At 68.1% G+C, this 16961-nt stretch carries 18 protein-coding genes; 11 read left to right on the forward strand and 7 right to left on the reverse strand.

Features of this window, described 5'->3' with window-relative positions; translation table 11 throughout:
* Positions 1 to 21 precede the first annotated feature (21 nt).
* Complete coding sequence (locus tag AB0L70_RS05400) at positions 22 to 1017, reverse strand: saccharopine dehydrogenase NADP-binding domain-containing protein (RefSeq protein ID WP_363680281.1); 996 nt, start codon at positions 1015 to 1017, stop codon at positions 22 to 24.
* A 97-nt stretch (positions 1018 to 1114) separates the two neighbouring features.
* On the opposite strand from AB0L70_RS05400, the gene AB0L70_RS05405 reads away from it, so the two are divergent.
* The 3 genes from AB0L70_RS05405 to AB0L70_RS05415 are packed head-to-tail and all read left to right on the forward strand — an operon-like array spanning position 1115 to position 3271.
* Entirely contained in the window at positions 1115 to 2053 is a 939-nt protein-coding gene (locus tag AB0L70_RS05405; protein WP_363680283.1) for a helix-turn-helix domain-containing protein, read from the forward strand.
* 10 nt (positions 2054 to 2063) lie between these two features.
* The gene (locus tag AB0L70_RS05410; protein ID WP_363680285.1) at positions 2064 to 2483 is read left to right on the forward strand and encodes a VOC family protein; all 420 of its coding nucleotides are present in this window, start codon (positions 2064 to 2066) and stop codon (positions 2481 to 2483) included.
* Positions 2480 to 3271, forward strand: coding sequence for an alpha/beta hydrolase (locus AB0L70_RS05415; protein ID WP_363680287.1), 792 nt, complete (start codon positions 2480 to 2482; stop codon positions 3269 to 3271). Before AB0L70_RS05410 ends, AB0L70_RS05415 begins: the two co-directional genes overlap by 4 nt.
* 52 nt (positions 3272 to 3323) lie before the next feature.
* Here AB0L70_RS05415 and AB0L70_RS05420 read toward each other — a convergent pair whose 3' ends face one another.
* On the reverse strand, positions 3324 to 4130 hold the full coding sequence (locus AB0L70_RS05420; RefSeq protein ID WP_363680908.1) for a MerR family transcriptional regulator: 807 nt from the start codon (positions 4128 to 4130) through the stop codon (positions 3324 to 3326).
* An 82-nt stretch (positions 4131 to 4212) separates the two neighbouring features.
* Here AB0L70_RS05420 and AB0L70_RS05425 point away from each other — a divergent pair, with 82 nt between their 5' ends.
* The 3 genes from AB0L70_RS05425 (at position 4213) to AB0L70_RS05435 (ending at position 6269) form a co-directional block, all read left to right on the forward strand.
* On the forward strand, positions 4213 to 4533 hold the full coding sequence (locus AB0L70_RS05425; RefSeq protein ID WP_363680289.1) for a nuclear transport factor 2 family protein: 321 nt from the start codon (positions 4213 to 4215) through the stop codon (positions 4531 to 4533).
* A 4-nt stretch (positions 4534 to 4537) separates the two neighbouring features.
* Positions 4538 to 5401, forward strand: a complete 864-nt coding sequence (locus AB0L70_RS05430; protein ID WP_363680291.1) for an AraC family transcriptional regulator — start codon at positions 4538 to 4540, stop codon at positions 5399 to 5401.
* A 118-nt stretch (positions 5402 to 5519) separates the two neighbouring features.
* Complete coding sequence (locus AB0L70_RS05435; protein ID WP_363680293.1) at positions 5520 to 6269, forward strand: SDR family oxidoreductase; 750 nt, start codon at positions 5520 to 5522, stop codon at positions 6267 to 6269.
* 1 nt (position 6270) lies between these two features.
* On the opposite strand, the gene AB0L70_RS05440 is transcribed toward AB0L70_RS05435, so the two are convergent.
* Entirely contained in the window at positions 6271 to 6957 is a 687-nt protein-coding gene (locus tag AB0L70_RS05440) for a VOC family protein (RefSeq protein ID WP_363680294.1), read from the reverse strand.
* A gap of 31 nt (positions 6958 to 6988) precedes the next feature.
* Complete coding sequence (locus AB0L70_RS05445) at positions 6989 to 7753, reverse strand: DinB family protein (protein ID WP_363680297.1); 765 nt, start codon at positions 7751 to 7753, stop codon at positions 6989 to 6991.
* A gap of 91 nt (positions 7754 to 7844) precedes the next feature.
* Between AB0L70_RS05445 and pyrH the strand changes: the two genes are divergently transcribed.
* Together pyrH and AB0L70_RS05455 are read left to right on the forward strand one after the other, a co-directional pair.
* Positions 7845 to 8552: a UMP kinase gene (gene pyrH / locus AB0L70_RS05450; protein ID WP_363680299.1), complete on the forward strand. Its 708-nt coding sequence runs from the start codon at positions 7845 to 7847 to the stop codon at positions 8550 to 8552.
* A 159-nt stretch (positions 8553 to 8711) separates the two neighbouring features.
* The gene (locus AB0L70_RS05455; protein WP_363680301.1) at positions 8712 to 10688 is read left to right on the forward strand and encodes a translation factor GTPase family protein; all 1977 of its coding nucleotides are present in this window, start codon (positions 8712 to 8714) and stop codon (positions 10686 to 10688) included.
* Here the strand turns inward: AB0L70_RS05455 and AB0L70_RS05460 are convergent.
* Genes AB0L70_RS05460 through AB0L70_RS05470 form a run of 3 tightly spaced genes read right to left on the reverse strand, consistent with a single transcriptional unit; the run spans position 10645 to position 13364 of the window.
* Positions 10645 to 11460 (reverse strand): putative protein N(5)-glutamine methyltransferase, encoded by an 816-nt coding sequence (locus tag AB0L70_RS05460; protein ID WP_363680303.1) that lies wholly within the window; start codon positions 11458 to 11460, stop codon positions 10645 to 10647. The genes AB0L70_RS05455 and AB0L70_RS05460 overlap by 44 nt on opposite strands.
* A gap of 28 nt (positions 11461 to 11488) precedes the next feature.
* Positions 11489 to 12439, reverse strand: coding sequence for an SDR family NAD(P)-dependent oxidoreductase (locus AB0L70_RS05465; RefSeq protein ID WP_363680304.1), 951 nt, complete (start codon positions 12437 to 12439; stop codon positions 11489 to 11491).
* Positions 12440 to 12473: 34 nt separating this feature from the next.
* Positions 12474 to 13364 (reverse strand): LysR substrate-binding domain-containing protein, encoded by an 891-nt coding sequence (locus AB0L70_RS05470; protein WP_363680306.1) that lies wholly within the window; start codon positions 13362 to 13364, stop codon positions 12474 to 12476.
* A 95-nt stretch (positions 13365 to 13459) separates the two neighbouring features.
* On the opposite strand from AB0L70_RS05470, the gene AB0L70_RS05475 reads away from it, so the two are divergent.
* Genes AB0L70_RS05475 through AB0L70_RS05485 form a run of 3 tightly spaced genes read left to right on the forward strand, consistent with a single transcriptional unit; the run spans position 13460 to position 16959 of the window.
* Positions 13460 to 14485: a hydroxyacid dehydrogenase gene (locus AB0L70_RS05475; protein WP_363680308.1), complete on the forward strand. Its 1026-nt coding sequence runs from the start codon at positions 13460 to 13462 to the stop codon at positions 14483 to 14485.
* A gap of 12 nt (positions 14486 to 14497) precedes the next feature.
* Positions 14498 to 15640 (forward strand): enolase C-terminal domain-like protein, encoded by a 1143-nt coding sequence (locus tag AB0L70_RS05480; RefSeq protein ID WP_363680310.1) that lies wholly within the window; start codon positions 14498 to 14500, stop codon positions 15638 to 15640.
* Between the two features lie 11 nt (positions 15641 to 15651).
* Positions 15652 to 16959, forward strand: coding sequence for a sugar ABC transporter substrate-binding protein (locus AB0L70_RS05485; RefSeq protein ID WP_363680312.1), 1308 nt, complete (start codon positions 15652 to 15654; stop codon positions 16957 to 16959).
* Positions 16960 to 16961 lie beyond the last annotated feature (2 nt).

Raw genomic sequence — 16961 nt, forward strand, 5'->3', positions numbered from 1 at the left:
CATTCTTCCGCAGTCGCGGGCTTACGGCAGCTCGACCTGCAGCGGCAGCTTGGACAGGAAGTCGGCCGCGTCGAACATCGCCCCGGCCGTGGCCACGCCCGTTGCCCTGGTCTCTCCCGCGAGGATCCGCTGGACGGCCTCAACGGCTAGCGGCGCCGAGATCGCGTAGATGTCCTGCCCGCGCGCGGTGGCCCGGAGCTCACCCTCCGCGGTGCGGATCAGGACGTCGACCGCGAACGTCTGGTCGGACCGGCCGAGCGCATCGGCGGCCACGGGCGCCGGCGTGTCCGGGCTGAACAGATCGCCGGCCGCCTCGACGGACATGTAGGTGCGGACCTCAGGTACGGCGAGGTGGCTCGGGATCGTGATGACGTCGGCCATGGTGAACTCAGCGATCACGCGGCGCCGGCCGAGCGGCTCGGGGAAGTCCCAGTCCTGCTGGACCGGCTGGTCGTCGTGGTACTGCAGTGCACCGTCGCTGAATCGCACCCGCCGCCCGCCGCGCTGGTCGTGCGAGACCTGTCCGGCCGCGCGAGTACCCGGAGTCGGGTGCCAGCTGCTCAGTCCGTAGGCGACGTGTACCTCGTCGGCGCTGGTCCGGTCCCCCAGCGCCGCGGTCGTGAGCAGGTCGCCCAGGCCACCGTAGAACGCCATCGCGGGCACGACCGGTGTGATTGTCTGCACGCCGATTGTCGACAAGTTCGCCTCGAGTTCGGCGGCGACATCGACGTACGGGATCCCCGCCCGGATGGCCGCCTCGACCATCGGGCCGGCGGTCGCGGCGAACGGGCCGGCGCAGTTGATCACGGCCGAGGCACCCCGCAGCGCCTGGTCGAGCGCGCGCCCGTCGTCCACCGTGGCCGGTCGGACCTGGAGGTCGCCCCATTTCGAGGCGAGGGTCTCGAGCGTGGTCGCGTCGCGTCCCGCAATGACGGTCGGGACACCGCGCCGCAGCAGCTCCTCGACCACAAACCTGCCGGTGTGCCCGGTCGCGCCGTACACCACTACCGCACTCATCTTTGTCTTCTCCTCCGATTGTTGACAATACGAGTCTTGCCGCGCGGAGGCCGGAGGTGTGAGAGTCCGGAACGACACCATCCGTACACTTTCGGACATGCACACTGTCGCGCTGGCGACCGCCGGGCATCTGCTCCACTTCGAGCTCGGCATCGCGTACGAGATCTTCGGCAACCCGCCGCTCGGTCACGTCGACGACTGGTACGACGTCGTCCTCTGCGGGCCTGGCCCTGTTCAGGTCGGTCCCTTCAAGGTCGAGCCACAAGGCGGCCTGGAGCGGTTGGCCACCGCGGACACCGTGATCGTGCCGGCCTGCGTTGACACCGACGAGCCGCCGCCGGTCGACCTGGTGGAGGCGGTTCGCGAAGCACATACGGCCGGTGCCCGGATCGCGTCCCTGTGCACGGGGGCCTTCGTGCTCGGGGCGGCCGGGTTGCTGGACGGTCGGCGGGCGACCACGCATTGGGGGCACGCCGACGCGTTGAGCGCCCGGTATCCGCTGGCTGAGGTGGATCCGGATGTCCTCTACACGGACAACGGGGACGTGCTGACGTCTGCGGGCAAGGCGGCTGCGATGGACCTGTGCCTCCATCTGATTCACCTGGACCACGGCGCGACGATCGCGAACTCGGTCGCGCGGCGGCTCGTCGTACCGCCGCATCGGGCCGGCGGTCAGGCGCAGTTCGTGTCCACGCCGGTGCAGGTGAGCGGCGACCACACGCTGTCCCAGTTGCTGGCCTGGGTTCAGGAGCGGTTGGACCAGCCGTTGACCGTCAGCGACCTGGCCCGCCAGGCGAGTACTAGTCCGCGGCATCTTGGCCGGCAGTTCCGCGCGGTGACTGGGCAGACGCCGCTGCAATGGTTGCTGACGCAACGTATCCGCCGGGCCCAGCAGTTGCTGGAGGCCACGAACGACGGGATCGACAGGGTCGCCGTCGCCACCGGAATGGGTACCGCCACCACGCTGCGCCGGCAGTTCAAACGAGTCGTCGGAGTCCCGCCTGACACCTACAGACGCACCTTCCACAGCACGTAGGCTGACGCCCATGGCGACCTACCCACAGCGGATGCACACCGCGCTCGACACCACCGACGCACGTGGGCTGGCGGAGTTCTACCGGGAGCTGCTGGGTCTGCGCTACCGGGACGGCGACGAGCCGCCGGCCGACGGTACGACGGACGACGCCGACTGGCTCGTCCTCGTCGACGACGCGGGTCATCGGCAGCTCGCGATCGCGCAGGTCGACGAGCTTCCCGCGGCCACCTGGCCCGAGCCCGGCGTACCGAAGCAGATGCACCTCGACTACGCCGTACAGTCAGTCGACGAGCTGCACCACCACCGGCAGCGTGCCGAGGCCTTGGGCGCAACACTGCTGCTCGACCGCACTTCCGAAGACTCCGAGCCCCTCTACGTCCTGGCCGACCCAGCCGGCCATCCGTTCTGCCTACTGGTGGGGGTTGTATGAGCAAGCAAACCGGGTACGCCGACGTCAACGGGCTGCGGATGTACTACGAGGTCCACGGCTCGGGCGGGACGCCGTTGCTGCTGTTGCACGGTGGGCTGTTCAACATCGACCTGCAGTTCGGTGCCCTATTGCCCGGGCTGACCGAGAACCGGCAGGTCATCGCGACGGACTTCCAGGCGCACGGGCACACCAATGACGTCGACCGTCCGCTCAGCACAGTCGGGCTGGCCGCGGATGTCGTCGGGCTGCTGAAGGAGCTCGGCGTACCTCGGGTGGACCTGTTCGGGTTCAGTGTCGGTGGTGCCGTGGCGATATACCTGGCGATCAAGCACCCGGAGCTGGTCCGGAAGACGGTCATCTCGTCGGTGTCGTTCAGCCGCGACGGCGACCGTGCGGAGAACGCGGACGCGGTCGGCGAGATGAAGGTGGAGATGATCGCCGGGACGCCGATGGAGGCCGACTACCTGGCGAAGTCGCCGCACCCGGATCTCGAGCACCTGCAGACACTGCTGACCAAGCTCGGCAACTACGACCGCGGCGCCGCCGAATGGACCGACGAGGACATCCGCGGCATCGCCGCGCCCACGCTCCTGACGTTCGGCGACTGTGACGCGGTCAAACTCGACCACGCCGTCCGCTTCCTCCAGCTCCGCGGCGGCGACGTCAACGGTGACTTCACCGGAGTCCCCGCCAGCCAGCTGGCCATCTTCCCCGGCACCACCCACTTCAACGGACTGTCCCGGACCAACCTCGTCCACGACGCAGTCACCACCTTCCTCGACGCCTGAGGCGCAGACGCGATGCCGACCGGACGAGAAGACCGGCTACGTCGCCAAGCCCTTATGAGCTGAGGCGGAAGACCGGCCAGGCGATCTCGGTGCGCCAAGTGGTGGGATCCGAGTTGTCCCGAGGGCCGATGGTGTAGGTCTCCTGGACCGGGCCGGCGACGGTGAGGGTGTGGTCGTGGGTCCAGGTGGCCAGGCGGCCGTAGGTGACGGCGATGTCGTCGTGTGAGCCGACGTGGACGGTGGCGGCCAGGTCGGTGGCTGAGAGTTCGACGGCGCGGACGCGGCCGATGGACGGCGGGATCGCGGTTGGGCGGTAGACGCGGACCTTGCCTCGGCCGTCGGTGAAGAGCTCGTTGTCGTAGTGACCGCCGGGTGGGCCTAGACGCGCGGGCGACCCGACGGCGGAGTCGAGTTCGGCCATCGCTCCGGCGTACCAGTCGAGGACGTCGGTCAGCTCGACCACATCGGTGATCGCGGCAACCATCCGGGCAGGTTCCGATCGCAGTTCGACGACGAGGTCGCCGGGTTCGGGCCGGAGGAGTCGCTGCAGCGAGGTCACCGCCGCCCGGGTCCGATCGAGGGATGCCTGCAGGCGGTCCAGGTGGGTCGCGACGAGCTCGGCCCGGGCCTGCGGATCGTCGGTGCCGAGGATCTTCTCGACGTCGGCCAGCGGTACGTCGAGCTCCCGCAACCGATGGATCACCTGGGCCGACGGGATCTGCGCCGTCGAGTAGTACCGATAGCCGCTGGCCGGATCGACCGAGGCCGGCGAGAGCAGACCGCTCTCGTGGTACCGCCGCAGCGTGCGCACACTCAGCTGCGTCGCCTGCGCGAACTCACCGATCGTCAGCCCTCGCATCACCCCGCCACTCTGCACCCTCCCCCGGCGAGAGAGTCAATTCCTTGACCCTCACCCGCCGGGAGGCAGCACCGTGGTCCACATGTTGCCTGACACGATCACGAAGTACCTGGCCAGCCACACCACCCGCGACGCCGACACCGCCATGCAGTCGTACGCCGAGAACGCCGAGGTCACCGACGACGGCAAGACCTACCGCGGTCGCGACGAGATCCGGGCCTGGTTCGGCAGCGCGGCGAGCGAGTACACGTACACCAGCGAGTTGATCGCCACCCGGAAGATCGACGACACGACGTACGTCGCGACCCATCACCTCGAGGGCGACTTCCCCGGCGGAACTGTCGACCTCGACTTCACCTTCACCCTCGAGGACGACCGGATTGTCCGACTCGTCATAGCCTGAAGGCGTGGAGCGAGCATTGGCGGAGTTGCGGGAGCTGATCGTCGCCGCGGCCGGACGCGAGCAGACGATCGACGGCCTGTTGTTGTCGATCGTCGAGGCACCCACTCCGCCGATGTCGACGCTCGCGACGCCGACGTTCGCGCTCGTCGCGCAGGGCCGCAAGCGGCTGGCGGTCGGCGACCGGGTCTTCGAGTACGGCGCCGGCGACTACCTCGTCGTCTCCGTCGACCTGCCGGTCACCGGCCACTTCGTCGAGGCCTCGGGAGCCGAGCCGTGCCTCGGCGTCGGCCTCGAACTCCGGCCCGACCTGATCGCCTCGCTGCTCCTCGACTCCGCCGACCGCCAGGTTCCCGGCCCGTCCGTGCAAGGGCTGACCGTCAGCCAAGCGCCGTACGAACTCATCGACGCGGTCATCCGCCTGCTCAGGCTGGTCGAGCAACCCGACGACGCCCGCGTTCTCGCGCCACTTGTCCAGCGTGAGATCCTCTGGCGCCTGCTCCGCAGCCCGCAGGGAGCAGCGGTCCGCGAGATCGGGCTCGCGGACAGCAGCCTCTCGCACATCGCCGGCGTGATCCGCTGGATCCGGGATCACTACACCGAGCCGTTCCGGGTCGAGGAGCTGGCCGAGATGGCCCGGATGAGTACGTCGGCCTTCCACCGGCACTTCCGGACCGTCACCGCGATGACGCCGATCCAGTTCCAGAAGAAGATCCGGTTGCAGGAGGCGCGGCTCCGGCTGGTCGGGCTGGGTGAGGACGTGACGAGCGCCGGATACGCCGTGGGGTACGACAGTCCGTCGCAGTTCAGCCGTGAGTACCGGCGCGAGTTCGGTGCGCCACCCAGCCGCGAACGTGCGTCACAACCCTAGAGCAGGATCGTGCAAGTGATGGCGAGCAATTGTCTATCGAGTCCCAAGCTCTCACGCGTTTACTGGAGCGGTACCCATCCAAGACGCTGTAGGGAATGACACGATTATGCAAATAGCTGTGATCACTGGCGGGAGTTCCGGCATCGGGCAGAGCGCGGCGTACGAGGTCGCGAAGCGTGGGATCGGGGTGATCCTGACCTACCGCGGCAACCGCGACGGCGCCGTGGAGACGGTCGAACGGATCGAGAAGGACGGCGGTACGGCGGTCGCGCTGCCGCTGGATGTCGGTCGGGTGGAGACGTTCGGCGAGTTCAAGACCGCGCTGACCGAGGTGTTGCGGCAGTGGGAGCGGACGTCGTTCGACTTCCTGGTCAGCAATGCGGGTGTCGGGCAGCAGCCGGTGATGTTCGAGGACACTACGGACGAGCTGTTCGACCAGATGATGCGGGTCCACCTCAAGGGTCCGTACTTCCTGACCCAGACCCTGTTGCCGCTGATCGCGGACGGCGGATCGGTGGTCTTCACCACGAGCTCAGCCGGCCTCCTCACCAGCCGCCCGTCGCCCGGCTATTCGGTCTACGGCAGCATGAAGGGCGCCCAGGTGGTGCTCACCCGCTACCTCGCGAAGGAACTCAGCGCCCGCGGTATCCGCGTCAACGCCGTCGCCCCCGGCGTGACCCGCACCCGCCTCGGCGACGACGCCTTCGCCCGCTACCCCGACCTCATCCCGCCCATCGCCGCCCAAACCGCCCTCGGCCGCATCGGCGAACCCGACGACGTCGGCAAAGTCATCGCCTTCCTGCTCTCCCCCGAAGGCACCTGGATCACCGCGCAGACACTGGAAGCCTCTGGCGGCTACGACCTCTAGTTCAGCCGGTTCCGCGGTTCAGATAGGTGCAGAGGCAGACTTTGTTGCCTTGGGGGTCGGCGAGGACGGTGAAGGCTGGGGCTTCGCTGTCGTCGGTGATCGTGCCGCCGGCAGCGAGGGCAGCCTCAATGCGGGCCGGCACTACCTCAGGTGGGAGCCAGAGGTCGAGGTGGAAGCGTTGACGAGGGGTTTCGTGCCCGTCGGTTCCCTGGAACCAGAGGCTGGGGAGGCGAGCGCTCGGATCGAAGACGTCGACGCCCTGGAACGGGAGGCCGGTCAGGACGGCGGCCCAGAACGGACCGATCTCGGCCTCGTCGGCGGTGTCCAGGGCGATCTCGACCTGAGCGATCGAGGCCGGGTCGGAGGTCAGCCCCTGCGCCTGGGCGATCGCGCTGAGCTGCCGGGCCAGGTCGACGTCGGCCTGGGTGACGCTCGGCCCGACGACCTCGGGACCTTCCTTCGGCCGGTACACCGCGTCGGGGCTGAGCAACCGCACTTCCACGAACGAACCGGTCAGTCGCACATCCGGCTCACGCCCAACCGCCGCGCAGGCTTCGCCGACAGCCGTCACAAAGGTCAGCGCGTCGGCGAACGACTGCACCAGGAAGCACCCATGGAGCGATTGCGAAAGCTTCCGCCAATCCTCGACACCAGCATCCTGAATCGCTTGCCCGCTCAGCATGTCCATGCCCAGAGGCTAGGCCACCGGGCAGACAGTTTCAGACCTTCAACGCGGCGAGATCCCGCTCGGCGTACATCCGGTGCTCCCACTCCTCGCTCAACACCGCGCCGAGGCAGTCGCGGACCGGATAGCTCTCCGACGCCGGATACCCGGGCTCGGCCACCGGAACGGTCTGCTCACTCAACCGCTCATCCGTGAGCTCGGCAAAGAGCGTCCGTACGGTCGCCATCCGGTCGGCGCGCAATGCGAGCACCTCGTCCAACGACGGCCGTACGGCGCGATCCCGCGGTACGGCGGGTTCGTCAGGCATCTCGTCATGCGGCAGATCCAGCGGGTCCCACGGAGCCGGATCGCCGAGCACAGCCCGTCGTACCCAGGCATCCGTCGCGAAGACCAGATGGCGCTGCGTCTCGATGAACGACCACTCACCATTGATCGACTCATGCAGCAACTCCGGCGGAAGCGCCCGGGCCTTCTCGACCGTCTCGGCCCACAATCGCTCGAGCAGCTCCCACGCCTCCCGATACCCGTCGGCGTCACGCGGCCGCATCTTCTCGCGCCCCGGATGACGCCGGTTCAGCTCGGCATCGACGAGTGGAATCACGTCGACGCCGTACACCGTCAGGTCCCGGATGTCGCCGTTGATCGAGGCACCGATCATCACCGCGTGAATCGTGGCGCCGTTCAGATTCACGTTGTCGAACGCGACACCACTGAGGTTGATGTTGTGGAAGCGCGCCTCGCTGAGGTTCACGTTCTCGAACTGCGCCCCACCCAGGTCCTGGTCCTTGAACTCGGTCACCCGGCCAAGCTTTGCGTGGGCGAGGCGAGCCCGTCCAGGGTGAGTCGTGGTAGACCTGCCTGAACCCGCCTAGCTGAACGAATGGAGCGGCATGTACCGCAGGCTCGTGCTCAAGTTGTCCGGACAGGCAATCGCCGGCCAGAACGACTTCGGCTTCGACAGTGACCGGCTCACCCACCTCGCGAACGAGGTGATCTCTCTGCATGCGACCGGCGTCCAGGTCGCGGTCATCGTCGGAGGCGGCAACGTCTTCCGTGGCAACCGGTCCGACGAGTGGGGTATCGACCGGGTCGAGGCCGACAACATCGGCATGCTCGGCACCGTGATCAACGCGGTCCTGCTCCGCGGCCGGCTCACGGCGCTCGGTGAGGCCGACGTCCACCTGATGACCGCGGTCCCGATCAACAACCTGGCCGAGCCGTACATCCGGCTGCGCGCTCTCCGGCACCTCGAGAAGGGCTCGATCGTCCTGCTTGCCAGCGGCAACGGGCAGCCGTTCACCACCACCGACTACCCGGCCGTCCAGCGCGCGATCGAGCTCGGCGCCGACGCCCTCCTGGTCGCCAAGAACGGCACCGACGGCGTGTACGACGCCGACCCGAACAAGCACCCCGATGCCAGCCGTTTCGACCACCTCACCTATCAAGAGGTGATCGACCGCGGCCTCGGCGTGATGGACCAGACCGCCTTCATCCTGGCCCGCGACCACCACCTTCCCCTCCACGTGTTCGACATCGACCGGCCGTCCGCCGCCTCGGCGATCAGCTCAGGCACCCGGATCGGCACCGTCATCAGCTGAACGGTGTAGCCATCGGCTAAATGGTTTGCCGCCGCGCCCGGCGGTTGCTGTACTCGAACGCGTACCCAGCAGGTGTCTAGTCAAGGAGTTCTGTCATGCGACCTCGCTTCATGTCTGTCGCGGAAAGAATTGACACCTGTTCAAGGGACATGAAGCTGCGTGAAAGTACTGAACCTAGGGATTCTGGCGCATGTCGACGCCGGTAAGACGAGCCTGACCGAGCGGCTGCTCTACACCGCCGGGGTCATCGACGAGATCGGTAGCGTCGACGACGGCAGCACCCAGACCGATTCCCTCGCGCTGGAACGCCAGCGCGGTATCACCATCAAGTCGGCGGTCGTGTCGTTCGCGATCGGCGACCTCACCGTCAACCTGATCGACACTCCCGGCCACCCGGACTTCATCGCCGAGGTGGAGCGGGCGCTCAGCGTGCTCGACGGCGCGGTCCTGGTGATCTCGGCCGTCGAGGGCGTCCAGGCGCAGACCCGCGTCCTGATGCGCACGCTCCAGCGGCTGAAGATCCCGACGCTGATCTTCGTCAACAAACTCGACCGCCGCGGCGCGCAGGACGACACCGTACTGACGTCGATCGCGGCCAAGCTCTCCCCCGCGATCGTCGCGATGGGCGACGCCACCCACCTCGGCACTCCCGAGGCGGCGTTCGAACCTCGTCCGTACGGCGAGCTCCTCGAGGTGCTCGCGGACCATGACGACGAGCTGCTGCGGCGGTACGTCGAGGGCGAGACCGTCGACGACGACACGGTGGGCAAGACACTGGCCGAGCTGACCGAGAGAGCCGCCGTACACCCGGTCTACTTCGGCTCGGCCATCACCGGCGCCGGCACCGAGGCTCTAACCGACGGGATCCGCGAGCTACTCCCCCGCGCCGCCACGACCGACGGACCGCTCGACGGTTCGGTGTTCAAGGTGGAACGTGGGCCGGCCGGCGAGAAGATCGCGTACGTACGCATGTTCGACGGCACCGCGCGAGTCCGCGATCGAGTGGAGTTCGGGACGGCCGGGGAGGCCAAGGTCACCGCCCTCCGAGTCTTCGAGCGCGGCGGGGCAACCCCGGCCGCCGAGGTCCGCGCCGGGCAGATCGCCCAGCTGTGGGGCCTGGCCGAGGTCCAGATCGGGGACCGCCTGAGCGATCAGCGGAACGAAAGAGTCACTGAGCGCACCACCCAGGAGATGTTCGCCCCGCCCACCCTGGAGACGGTGGTCACCCCGAAGCAGCGTTCGGACAAGGGCAACCTCCGCGTGGCGCTGGCCCAACTCTCGGAGCAGGACCCGCTCATCAACCTGCGCCAGGACGACCTGCGCCAGGAGATCTCGGTCTCCCTGTACGGCGAGGTGCAGAAGGAGGTCATCCAGACCACCCTCGCGACCGAGTTCGGGATCGAGGTCGAGTTCCGTGAGTCGACCACGATCTGCATCGAGCGCGTCAACGGCTCAGGCGAGGCGGTCGAGTTCAACAAGAAGGACGCGAACCCGTTCCTGGCCACGGTCGGGCTCCGGATCGAGCCGGCCCCGGTGAACGCCGGCGTCACGTTCGAGCTGGAGGTCGAGCTCGGCTCGATGCCGTACGCGTTCATGAAGGCCGTCGAAGAAACCGTCCGGGAGACGCTCGAGCAAGCGATCCACGGCTGGCAGATCCCGGACGCACGGGTCGTGATGACGCACTCCGGCTATTCGGCGCGGCAGAGTCACGCCCACGCCGTGTTCGACAAGAGCATGTCGAGCACGGCCGGCGACTTCCGGTTCCTGACCCCGCTGGTCCTGATGACGGCCTTGCGCCAAGCCGGTACGACGGTGCACGAGCCGATGCACCGGTTCCAGCTGGAGATCCCGACCGACACGACACGCGCCGTACTTGCGGCTCTCGCGAGGCTCCGGGCGATCCCGCAGGTCCCGGCGCTGGCTGCGGGAACGTCAACCCTGGAAGGGGAAATCCCCGCAGCCGCCGTCTACCAGCTCGAGCAGCAGTTGCCCGCGCTGACCCGCGGCGAGGGCGTGCTGGAGTCGGCGTTCGAGCGCTACCAGCCCGTGACCGGGCCGATTCCGGAGCGCCCGCGCACCGACCACGATCCGCTCAACCGGCGGGAGTACCTGCTGCACGTTCAACGCCGGGTGTGACCGTGCCTCGAACCACGGTCGCTCCGAGGTCGTCGTCGGAGGTGATGCGAGTGCTCAACCCGTGCGCTCGCATCACCGCGGCAGCCACCGGCGCCTGCTGCTCACTCATCTCTACGAACAAGTGACCGCCATCAGTCAGCCACTCCGACGCGCCCGCCACCACCCGACGCAGTACGGCGAGACCGTCGGCCCCGCCGTCCAACGTCACGTGCGGCTCATGCAGCCGAGCCTCCGGCGGCAACAACCGGATCTCGTCGGTCGGCACATACGGCACATTCGACAGCAGTACGTCGACCTGCCCGCGAAGCTGATCCGGCAACGCCGAGAACAGGTCACCCTGATACACCGACCCACTCCACTGGGCCAGATTGCGCCGAGCACACCGAACCGCGGCCGGCTCGAGGTCGGCGGCGTACAACGACACCTCCCGCCCGGCCGCGATCGCCGCACCCAACGCCCCCGACCCGCAGCCCAGATCCAGTACGACGGCCCCCGGTGCGGTCACCGCCAGCGCCTCGGCCACGAGGAACTCGGTCCGTCGACGAGGGACGAACACACCGGGGTCGACAGCGATCCGCAGCCCGCAGAACAACGCCCACCCGAGGACGTGCTCGAGCGGCAGCCCGGAGACGCGCCGATCGACCATCGACGCGATCTCAGCCGCATCGCGGGCTGTGTCCACGATCAGCGCCGCCTCGTCCTCGGCGAACACACACTCGGACGCGCGCAACCGATCGACCATCGTGCCGAACTCAAGAGCAGAAACAGCCACAGAACCCCTTCAAAACAAGAAGTTCAGCTTACCCGAAGGCGTTCACCCCGGTGAGCTCTGCCGACACCGTCCACAGCCGCGCCGCCGACGCCGCGTCGATCGCGTACGGCCGCACGCCCCGGCTGTCGTCGGTGGACACCTCGGCCACCTCGCAGTCCTCGCAGAACACCCCGCCGAGCCCGTCGAGCTGTGGCGACGTCGCGGCCCAGACCTCGGTGGCCGCGCCCTGCTCCGGGGACTTGAAGCCGGGGTTCAGCGGTTTGCCGTCCTCGTCGATCCAGCCGAAGCCGACCATCTCCTCGCGCGGCAGGTGCCGCTGCAGCGGGGTCAGGATGCCGCCGGGATGCAGCGCGAACGCGCGGACCCCCGAGTCCTTGCCCAGGGCATCGAGTTGGACGGCGAACAGTACGTTCGCGGTCTTGGCCTGTCCGTACGCCTCCCACTTGTCGTAGCCCTGCCGAAACTCCAGGTCGTCCCAGCGGATGTCCGACCGTCGGTGCCCGGTCGACGACACCGATACGACCCGGCCGCCGCCATCAGCGGCGATCGCCGGCCAGAGCCGGTTCACCAGCGCGAAGTGCCCGAGGTGGTTGGTCGCGAACTGCGCCTCCCAGCCCGGCCCGACCCGCGTCTCCGGCGAAGCCATGATCGCCGCGTTGTCGATCATCATGTCGATCGACCGGCCCGACGCGAGGAACCGGTCCGCGAACGCCCGCACACTGTCCAGATCACCGAGGTCCAGCTCGTCGATCTCCACACCCGAGATCCCGGCCAGTGCCTCCCGCGCCGCGTCCGGCCGTCGCGCCGGTACGACGACGTGCGCGCCGGCCTTGGTCAGCGCCCTCGTCGCTTCCAGGCCGAGACCGGAATATCCACCGGTGACGACGGCGAGCTTGCCGGTCAGGTCGATCCCGGCGAGGACGTCGTCCGCGGTGCTGTCGTGCCCGAAACCCGAGCCGATCTTGTGCTGTGAGGTCATGGCCTCGACTGTACGAGTTAGAGCTTGCTCTAGGTCAAGCGTCGAGGTGCGGGTTCTGCCGCAGCGACTCGGCCAGCCGTTGCAGCGCCGGGTTGGGACTGTCCGGACTCCAGCACGCGTGCAGCGTCACCGAGTGCGCGTCCGCCGCGTCGAGCTCCCGGTAGCGAACGCCCTCGACCCCCATCGCCTTGATCGAGCGCGGGATCAGCGCGCACCCGAGGCCGGCGCGGACCAGGGCGAGCATGGTCGGAACCTGGGAAGCCAACTGGCTGACGGCGTACCGATCCATCCCGATCATTGCCGCGCAGATGTCGTGCAGGTACTGCGATCCCTCCGGGCTGTAGCCGATGTAGTCATCGGTCGCGTCAGCCAGAGTGACCGGGGTACTGCCGGTGGCCAGCGGATGCTCGGCGGGTACGGCGAGAACCAGATCCTCGGAGTGCACCAGCACGGACTCGAACTGCGACGGGATCGGCGGCCGGACCAGGCCGATGTCGATCTCCAGGTTCGCCAGCGCCTCGAACTGGGCCGGGCTGACCAACTCGGTGAGCTCCGACGTCACCGCCGGCGTCCGTTTCCCGACCATGGTCAGGAAGTCAGCGAGTACGGCGTACGCACCGATCGCGGTGAAGGCGATCCGGAGGGTTCCGGTCTGACCGTCCGCCGCCCGGCGGGTCGCCTCGGGGGCGACCTCCAGGAGGGCGAGGACGCGACGGGCGTGTTCGAGGAAGACGTCGCCGGCCGCGGTCAGGCGGACGCCGCGACCGGTGCGGTCGAAGAGTCGGACGTTCAGCGTTCGCTCCAGGCCCTGGATCTGCCGGGTCAGCGGCGGCTGGGTCAAGTTCAGCCGCTGCGCGGCGCGGCCGTAGTGGAGTTCCTCGGCGACGGCGACGAAGCCGCGGAGTTGCTGCAGCGACAAGTCCATACCGGCACGGTATCGGTTCATGCGAAATAGGGCTTGGACCTGCATAACGGAAAGCGCCTACCGTCAAGGCAATGCCTACCGAAGGAGTTTCCACGGTGCCCAAGCTCGCTGCCTTGTTCTCGCCCGAACGCGCCGCCGACGTGATCGACGCCGACACTCGCCGGCTGCTCGAGGACCGCTTCGAGGTCGTCTGGGCGGACGCCGGGCACGCCGCCGGTCCGGCCCAGCCGGGGAAGCCGCCCGCGCTCGACCCAGCCGCCGTACCCGACCTGGCCGCCGGCGCCGACGTACTCCTGACCAGTTGGGGCACGCCGCACCTCGGCAAGGAACTGTGGTCCGACGGCAACGGGCCGAAGGTAGTCGCGCATGCGGCCGGCACGGTCAAGAACCTGATCGACCCGAGCATCCTCGATCAGGGCGTGGCGGTCTTCTCGGCTGGACCACGGATCGCCTGGTCGGTCGGCGAGTACTGCCTGGCCTCGATGCTCACGCTGGCCCGGCGGCTCCCGCGCTTCGACGGAGCGATCCGGCAGGGCGGCTGGAAGCAGGCTGATATCCGCGGCCATGAGCTCGCCGGTGCCAAGGTCGGCATCGTTGGCGCGAGCAGCACGGCCCGCGCGCTGATCACGCTGCTGAAGCCCTTCGGTTGTGACGTGGTCGTCTACGACCCGTATCTGACCGCCGACCGGGCGGCCGACCTCGGCGTGCGCACGACTAACCTGGAAGAAGCCGTCGAGAGCCCCTTCCTGACGATCCACGTGCCGAACGTGCCCGAGACCAAGGGCATGATCACGCGCGAACTGCTCGAACGCGTCCCCGACGGCGCGGTCGTGGTGAACTCGTCCCGCGGCCCGGCCGTCGATCAGCAGGCACTCCTCGACCACGTGCTCGACGGGCGCCTCTACGCCGCCCTCGACGTCTACGATCCCGAGCCGCCGACCTTCGACGCCACTGTCCTGCAAGCGTCCAACCTCCAGCTGAGCCCGCACATCGCCGGCGACACCGCGGAGGGTCACCTCGCGCTCGCCGGGTACGTGCTCGCCGACGTCCTGAAGTGGCTCGACGACGGCACCCGCGGACCGAGCTTCGTCGACCCGGCCGTCTGGTCGATCGCGGCCTGAGAGGACGTGCACATGTCCCGGATCACCCAGGTAGAGGTCTTCCCGGTCGCGGTCCCGTTCGCCCGCCGCTTCGTGATCGGCAGCGGCGCGGTCGGCTCCCCCGGTGACGCGCCGGATCAGGCCGCCGCAGTGGTGTTCGTGAAGCTGACCACCGAAGACGGGATCGTCGGCTGGGGTGAGCAGCGAGCACTCCCCAGCTGGAGCTACGAGACCGCCGAGACGATGGCGGTGGTGATCAGGCGGCACCTTGCGCCGATCCTGCTCGAGCTCACCCCGTTCGACGTCGAGCTCTTCCACCAGCGCGCCGCCAAACGACTCAGCCCCGCGGTCTCGAACGGGTTCCCGTTCGCCCGCGCCGCCATTGATGTCGCAATGCACGACGCCGCCGGCAAGCTCGCTGGCGTACCGGTGCACGCTCTGCTCGGCGGCAAGGTGTACGACGAGATCCCGCTCTGCTCGGCCATCGGGGTCGGCGACCCGGAAGCGGTTCGCGAACACGCGCTCCAGTCGTCGGACTATGCGGCGTACAAGGTCAAGATCGGGGGCGACCTGGACGCGGACACCGCGGCGATCCAGGCCGTGGCCGAGGTCGCCGGCGGCAAGCCGCTGTGGCTCGACGCGAACCAGTCCTACCGGCCGAGCGCACTCAAACAACTCCTCGACCGTACGGCGGACATCCGGACGATCCACTGTGTCGAGCAGCCGGTGCCGAGCACCGACACGCTCGCGATGCAGCGGCTACGCGGACTGATCGACCTGCCGATCGCGATCGACGAAGGCAGCTTCTCCGCCCAGGATCTCGCCCGCGCGATCCGGCTGGACGCCGCCGACCTGGTCGTGGTCAAGGTCTGCAAATCGGGCGGTCTGCGCAATGCCCTGAAGACCGCCCAGACCGCGCTCGCGGGCGGCGTCGAACTCCTTGCCAGCGGCCTGACCGACTGCGGAGTCGCGTTCGCCGCCGCGTTGCATGTGTTCAGTCAGCTCGAGCTCGCCCTGCCCGCCGAGCTCAACGGGCCGGAGCTGCTGTCCGATCTGTACGTCGAGGGGCTGAACATCACCAAGGCCGTCGCGACGGTCCCCACCGCCCCTGGATTGGGCGTTCAGGTCGATGAGGAGCGAATCCGCGCCAAGTCGATCGACCTGCTCTACCGGTGAGGAGAACCCCCATGACCGTCCTGTCCCGTCGCGGCTTCCTCGGGATGACCGGCTTCGCCGGGCTCGGGTTGGCTGTCGCCGGCTGTTCGTCCGGTCCGCCGGCCGGTGCCGCCACCTGGGCGATGTGGTCCAGCAGTGCCGCGGAGAAGAAGGTCTGGAACGACTTCAGCAAGTACGTCGAGCAACAGCTCAAGGTGAAGTCCGTCCCGACTCTGACCCCGTCGAACGGGTACCCGACCAAACTCGACCTGCAACTGGTCAGCGGTACCGCCGGCCTGGTGACCGCGCTGAACGGCACGCTGATCCCGACGTACGCCGCTCGTGGGGCCCACCGCCCGCTCGACGACCTGATCGCGGCCGACCCGGACTTCCACCTCGACGACTTCTACGACACCAGCCGGCGGATCTCGAGCTTCAACAACAAGACCTACGCGATCGGCTTCGACGTCGCGCCGACGGTCATGTACTACAACAAGACCCTGCTGCAGAAGCAAGGTATCGAGTTCCCGTCCAAGACCGAACCGATGTCCTGGGCAACGTTCCGCGACCTGGCCATCCAGCTGACCAAACCGGGTGAGCAGTACGGCTTCACCTGTGCGCCGGCGATCGACGACCTGGTCTCGTGGATCTACTGCGCGGGCGGCAACGTGATGGACGACGCCGCGACCCGGAGCATCCTCGGTGAGCCGGAGGCGATGCAGGCGCTGCAGTACGTCATCGACCTGTTCGTGAAGGACAAGGTCACTCCGCCGATCAAGAACCTGGTCACCGAGAGCTCGCTGTCCAACTTCATGGAGGGCAACGTCGCCTTCATGCAGAACGGGCCGTGGCAGGTGGTCAACGTCCGCAAGGCCAAGTTCGACTGGGACGTCATTCCGTTCCCGGCCGGTGCGGCCGGCAGCACGCCACGGGTATCGGGCTCCAGCTTCGCGATTCCATCGGGGGTGCGTGAGGGCGCCGAGCTCGACCTCGCGTGGAAGCTGATGAAGACCCTGACCAGCACCGGCGCACTGGACATCTACGCCAAGGCCGGCCGCAACAACCCGGCCCGGCTGAGTGCAGGCAATGCGTTCAAGCCGCCGCCGGACAACCTCGGCATCGTCCAGCAGATCCTGGCCGGCAAGCTCGCCGGCGGTCACGCGTTCGACGTCACCACGAACTGGAACCAGGTCAAGCAGTTGCTCGGTCAGGATCTCCCCCGGTCGTTCCTCGGCCAGGTGACCGTGGCCGACGCGATCACCGGGCTGACCCCGCGTCTCGACGTACTGATGCGGCAGCACCAGGACAACATCCGCCAAGCCACCGCCAGGAAGGGGTGAAC

The sequence above is a fragment of the Kribbella sp. NPDC051952 genome, assembly GCF_040680855.1.
In the GTDB taxonomy this organism is placed as follows: Bacteria; Actinomycetota; Actinomycetes; order Propionibacteriales; family Kribbellaceae; genus Kribbella.

Bases quoted from the DNA above. Each gene is read 5' to 3' on its own strand.
- AB0L70_RS05400 (WP_363680281.1), bottom strand. From the start codon at position 1,017: ATGAGTGCGGTAGTGGTGTACGGCGCGACCGGGCACACCGGCAGGTTT.
- AB0L70_RS05405 (WP_363680283.1), top strand. From the start codon at position 1,115: ATGCACACTGTCGCGCTGGCGACCGCCGGGCATCTGCTCCACTTCGAG.
- AB0L70_RS05410 (WP_363680285.1), top strand. From the start codon at position 2,064: ATGGCGACCTACCCACAGCGGATGCACACCGCGCTCGACACCACCGAC.
- AB0L70_RS05415 (WP_363680287.1), top strand. From the start codon at position 2,480: ATGAGCAAGCAAACCGGGTACGCCGACGTCAACGGGCTGCGGATGTAC.
- AB0L70_RS05420 (WP_363680908.1), bottom strand. From the start codon at position 4,130: ATGCGAGGGCTGACGATCGGTGAGTTCGCGCAGGCGACGCAGCTGAGT.
- AB0L70_RS05425 (WP_363680289.1), top strand. From the start codon at position 4,213: ATGTTGCCTGACACGATCACGAAGTACCTGGCCAGCCACACCACCCGC.
- AB0L70_RS05440 (WP_363680294.1), bottom strand. From the start codon at position 6,957: ATGGACATGCTGAGCGGGCAAGCGATTCAGGATGCTGGTGTCGAGGAT.
- pyrH (WP_363680299.1), top strand. From the start codon at position 7,845: ATGTACCGCAGGCTCGTGCTCAAGTTGTCCGGACAGGCAATCGCCGGC.
- AB0L70_RS05465 (WP_363680304.1), bottom strand. From the start codon at position 12,439: ATGACCTCACAGCACAAGATCGGCTCGGGTTTCGGGCACGACAGCACC.
- AB0L70_RS05470 (WP_363680306.1), bottom strand. From the start codon at position 13,364: ATGGACTTGTCGCTGCAGCAACTCCGCGGCTTCGTCGCCGTCGCCGAG.
- AB0L70_RS05480 (WP_363680310.1), top strand. From the start codon at position 14,498: ATGTCCCGGATCACCCAGGTAGAGGTCTTCCCGGTCGCGGTCCCGTTC.
- AB0L70_RS05485 (WP_363680312.1), top strand. From the start codon at position 15,652: ATGACCGTCCTGTCCCGTCGCGGCTTCCTCGGGATGACCGGCTTCGCC.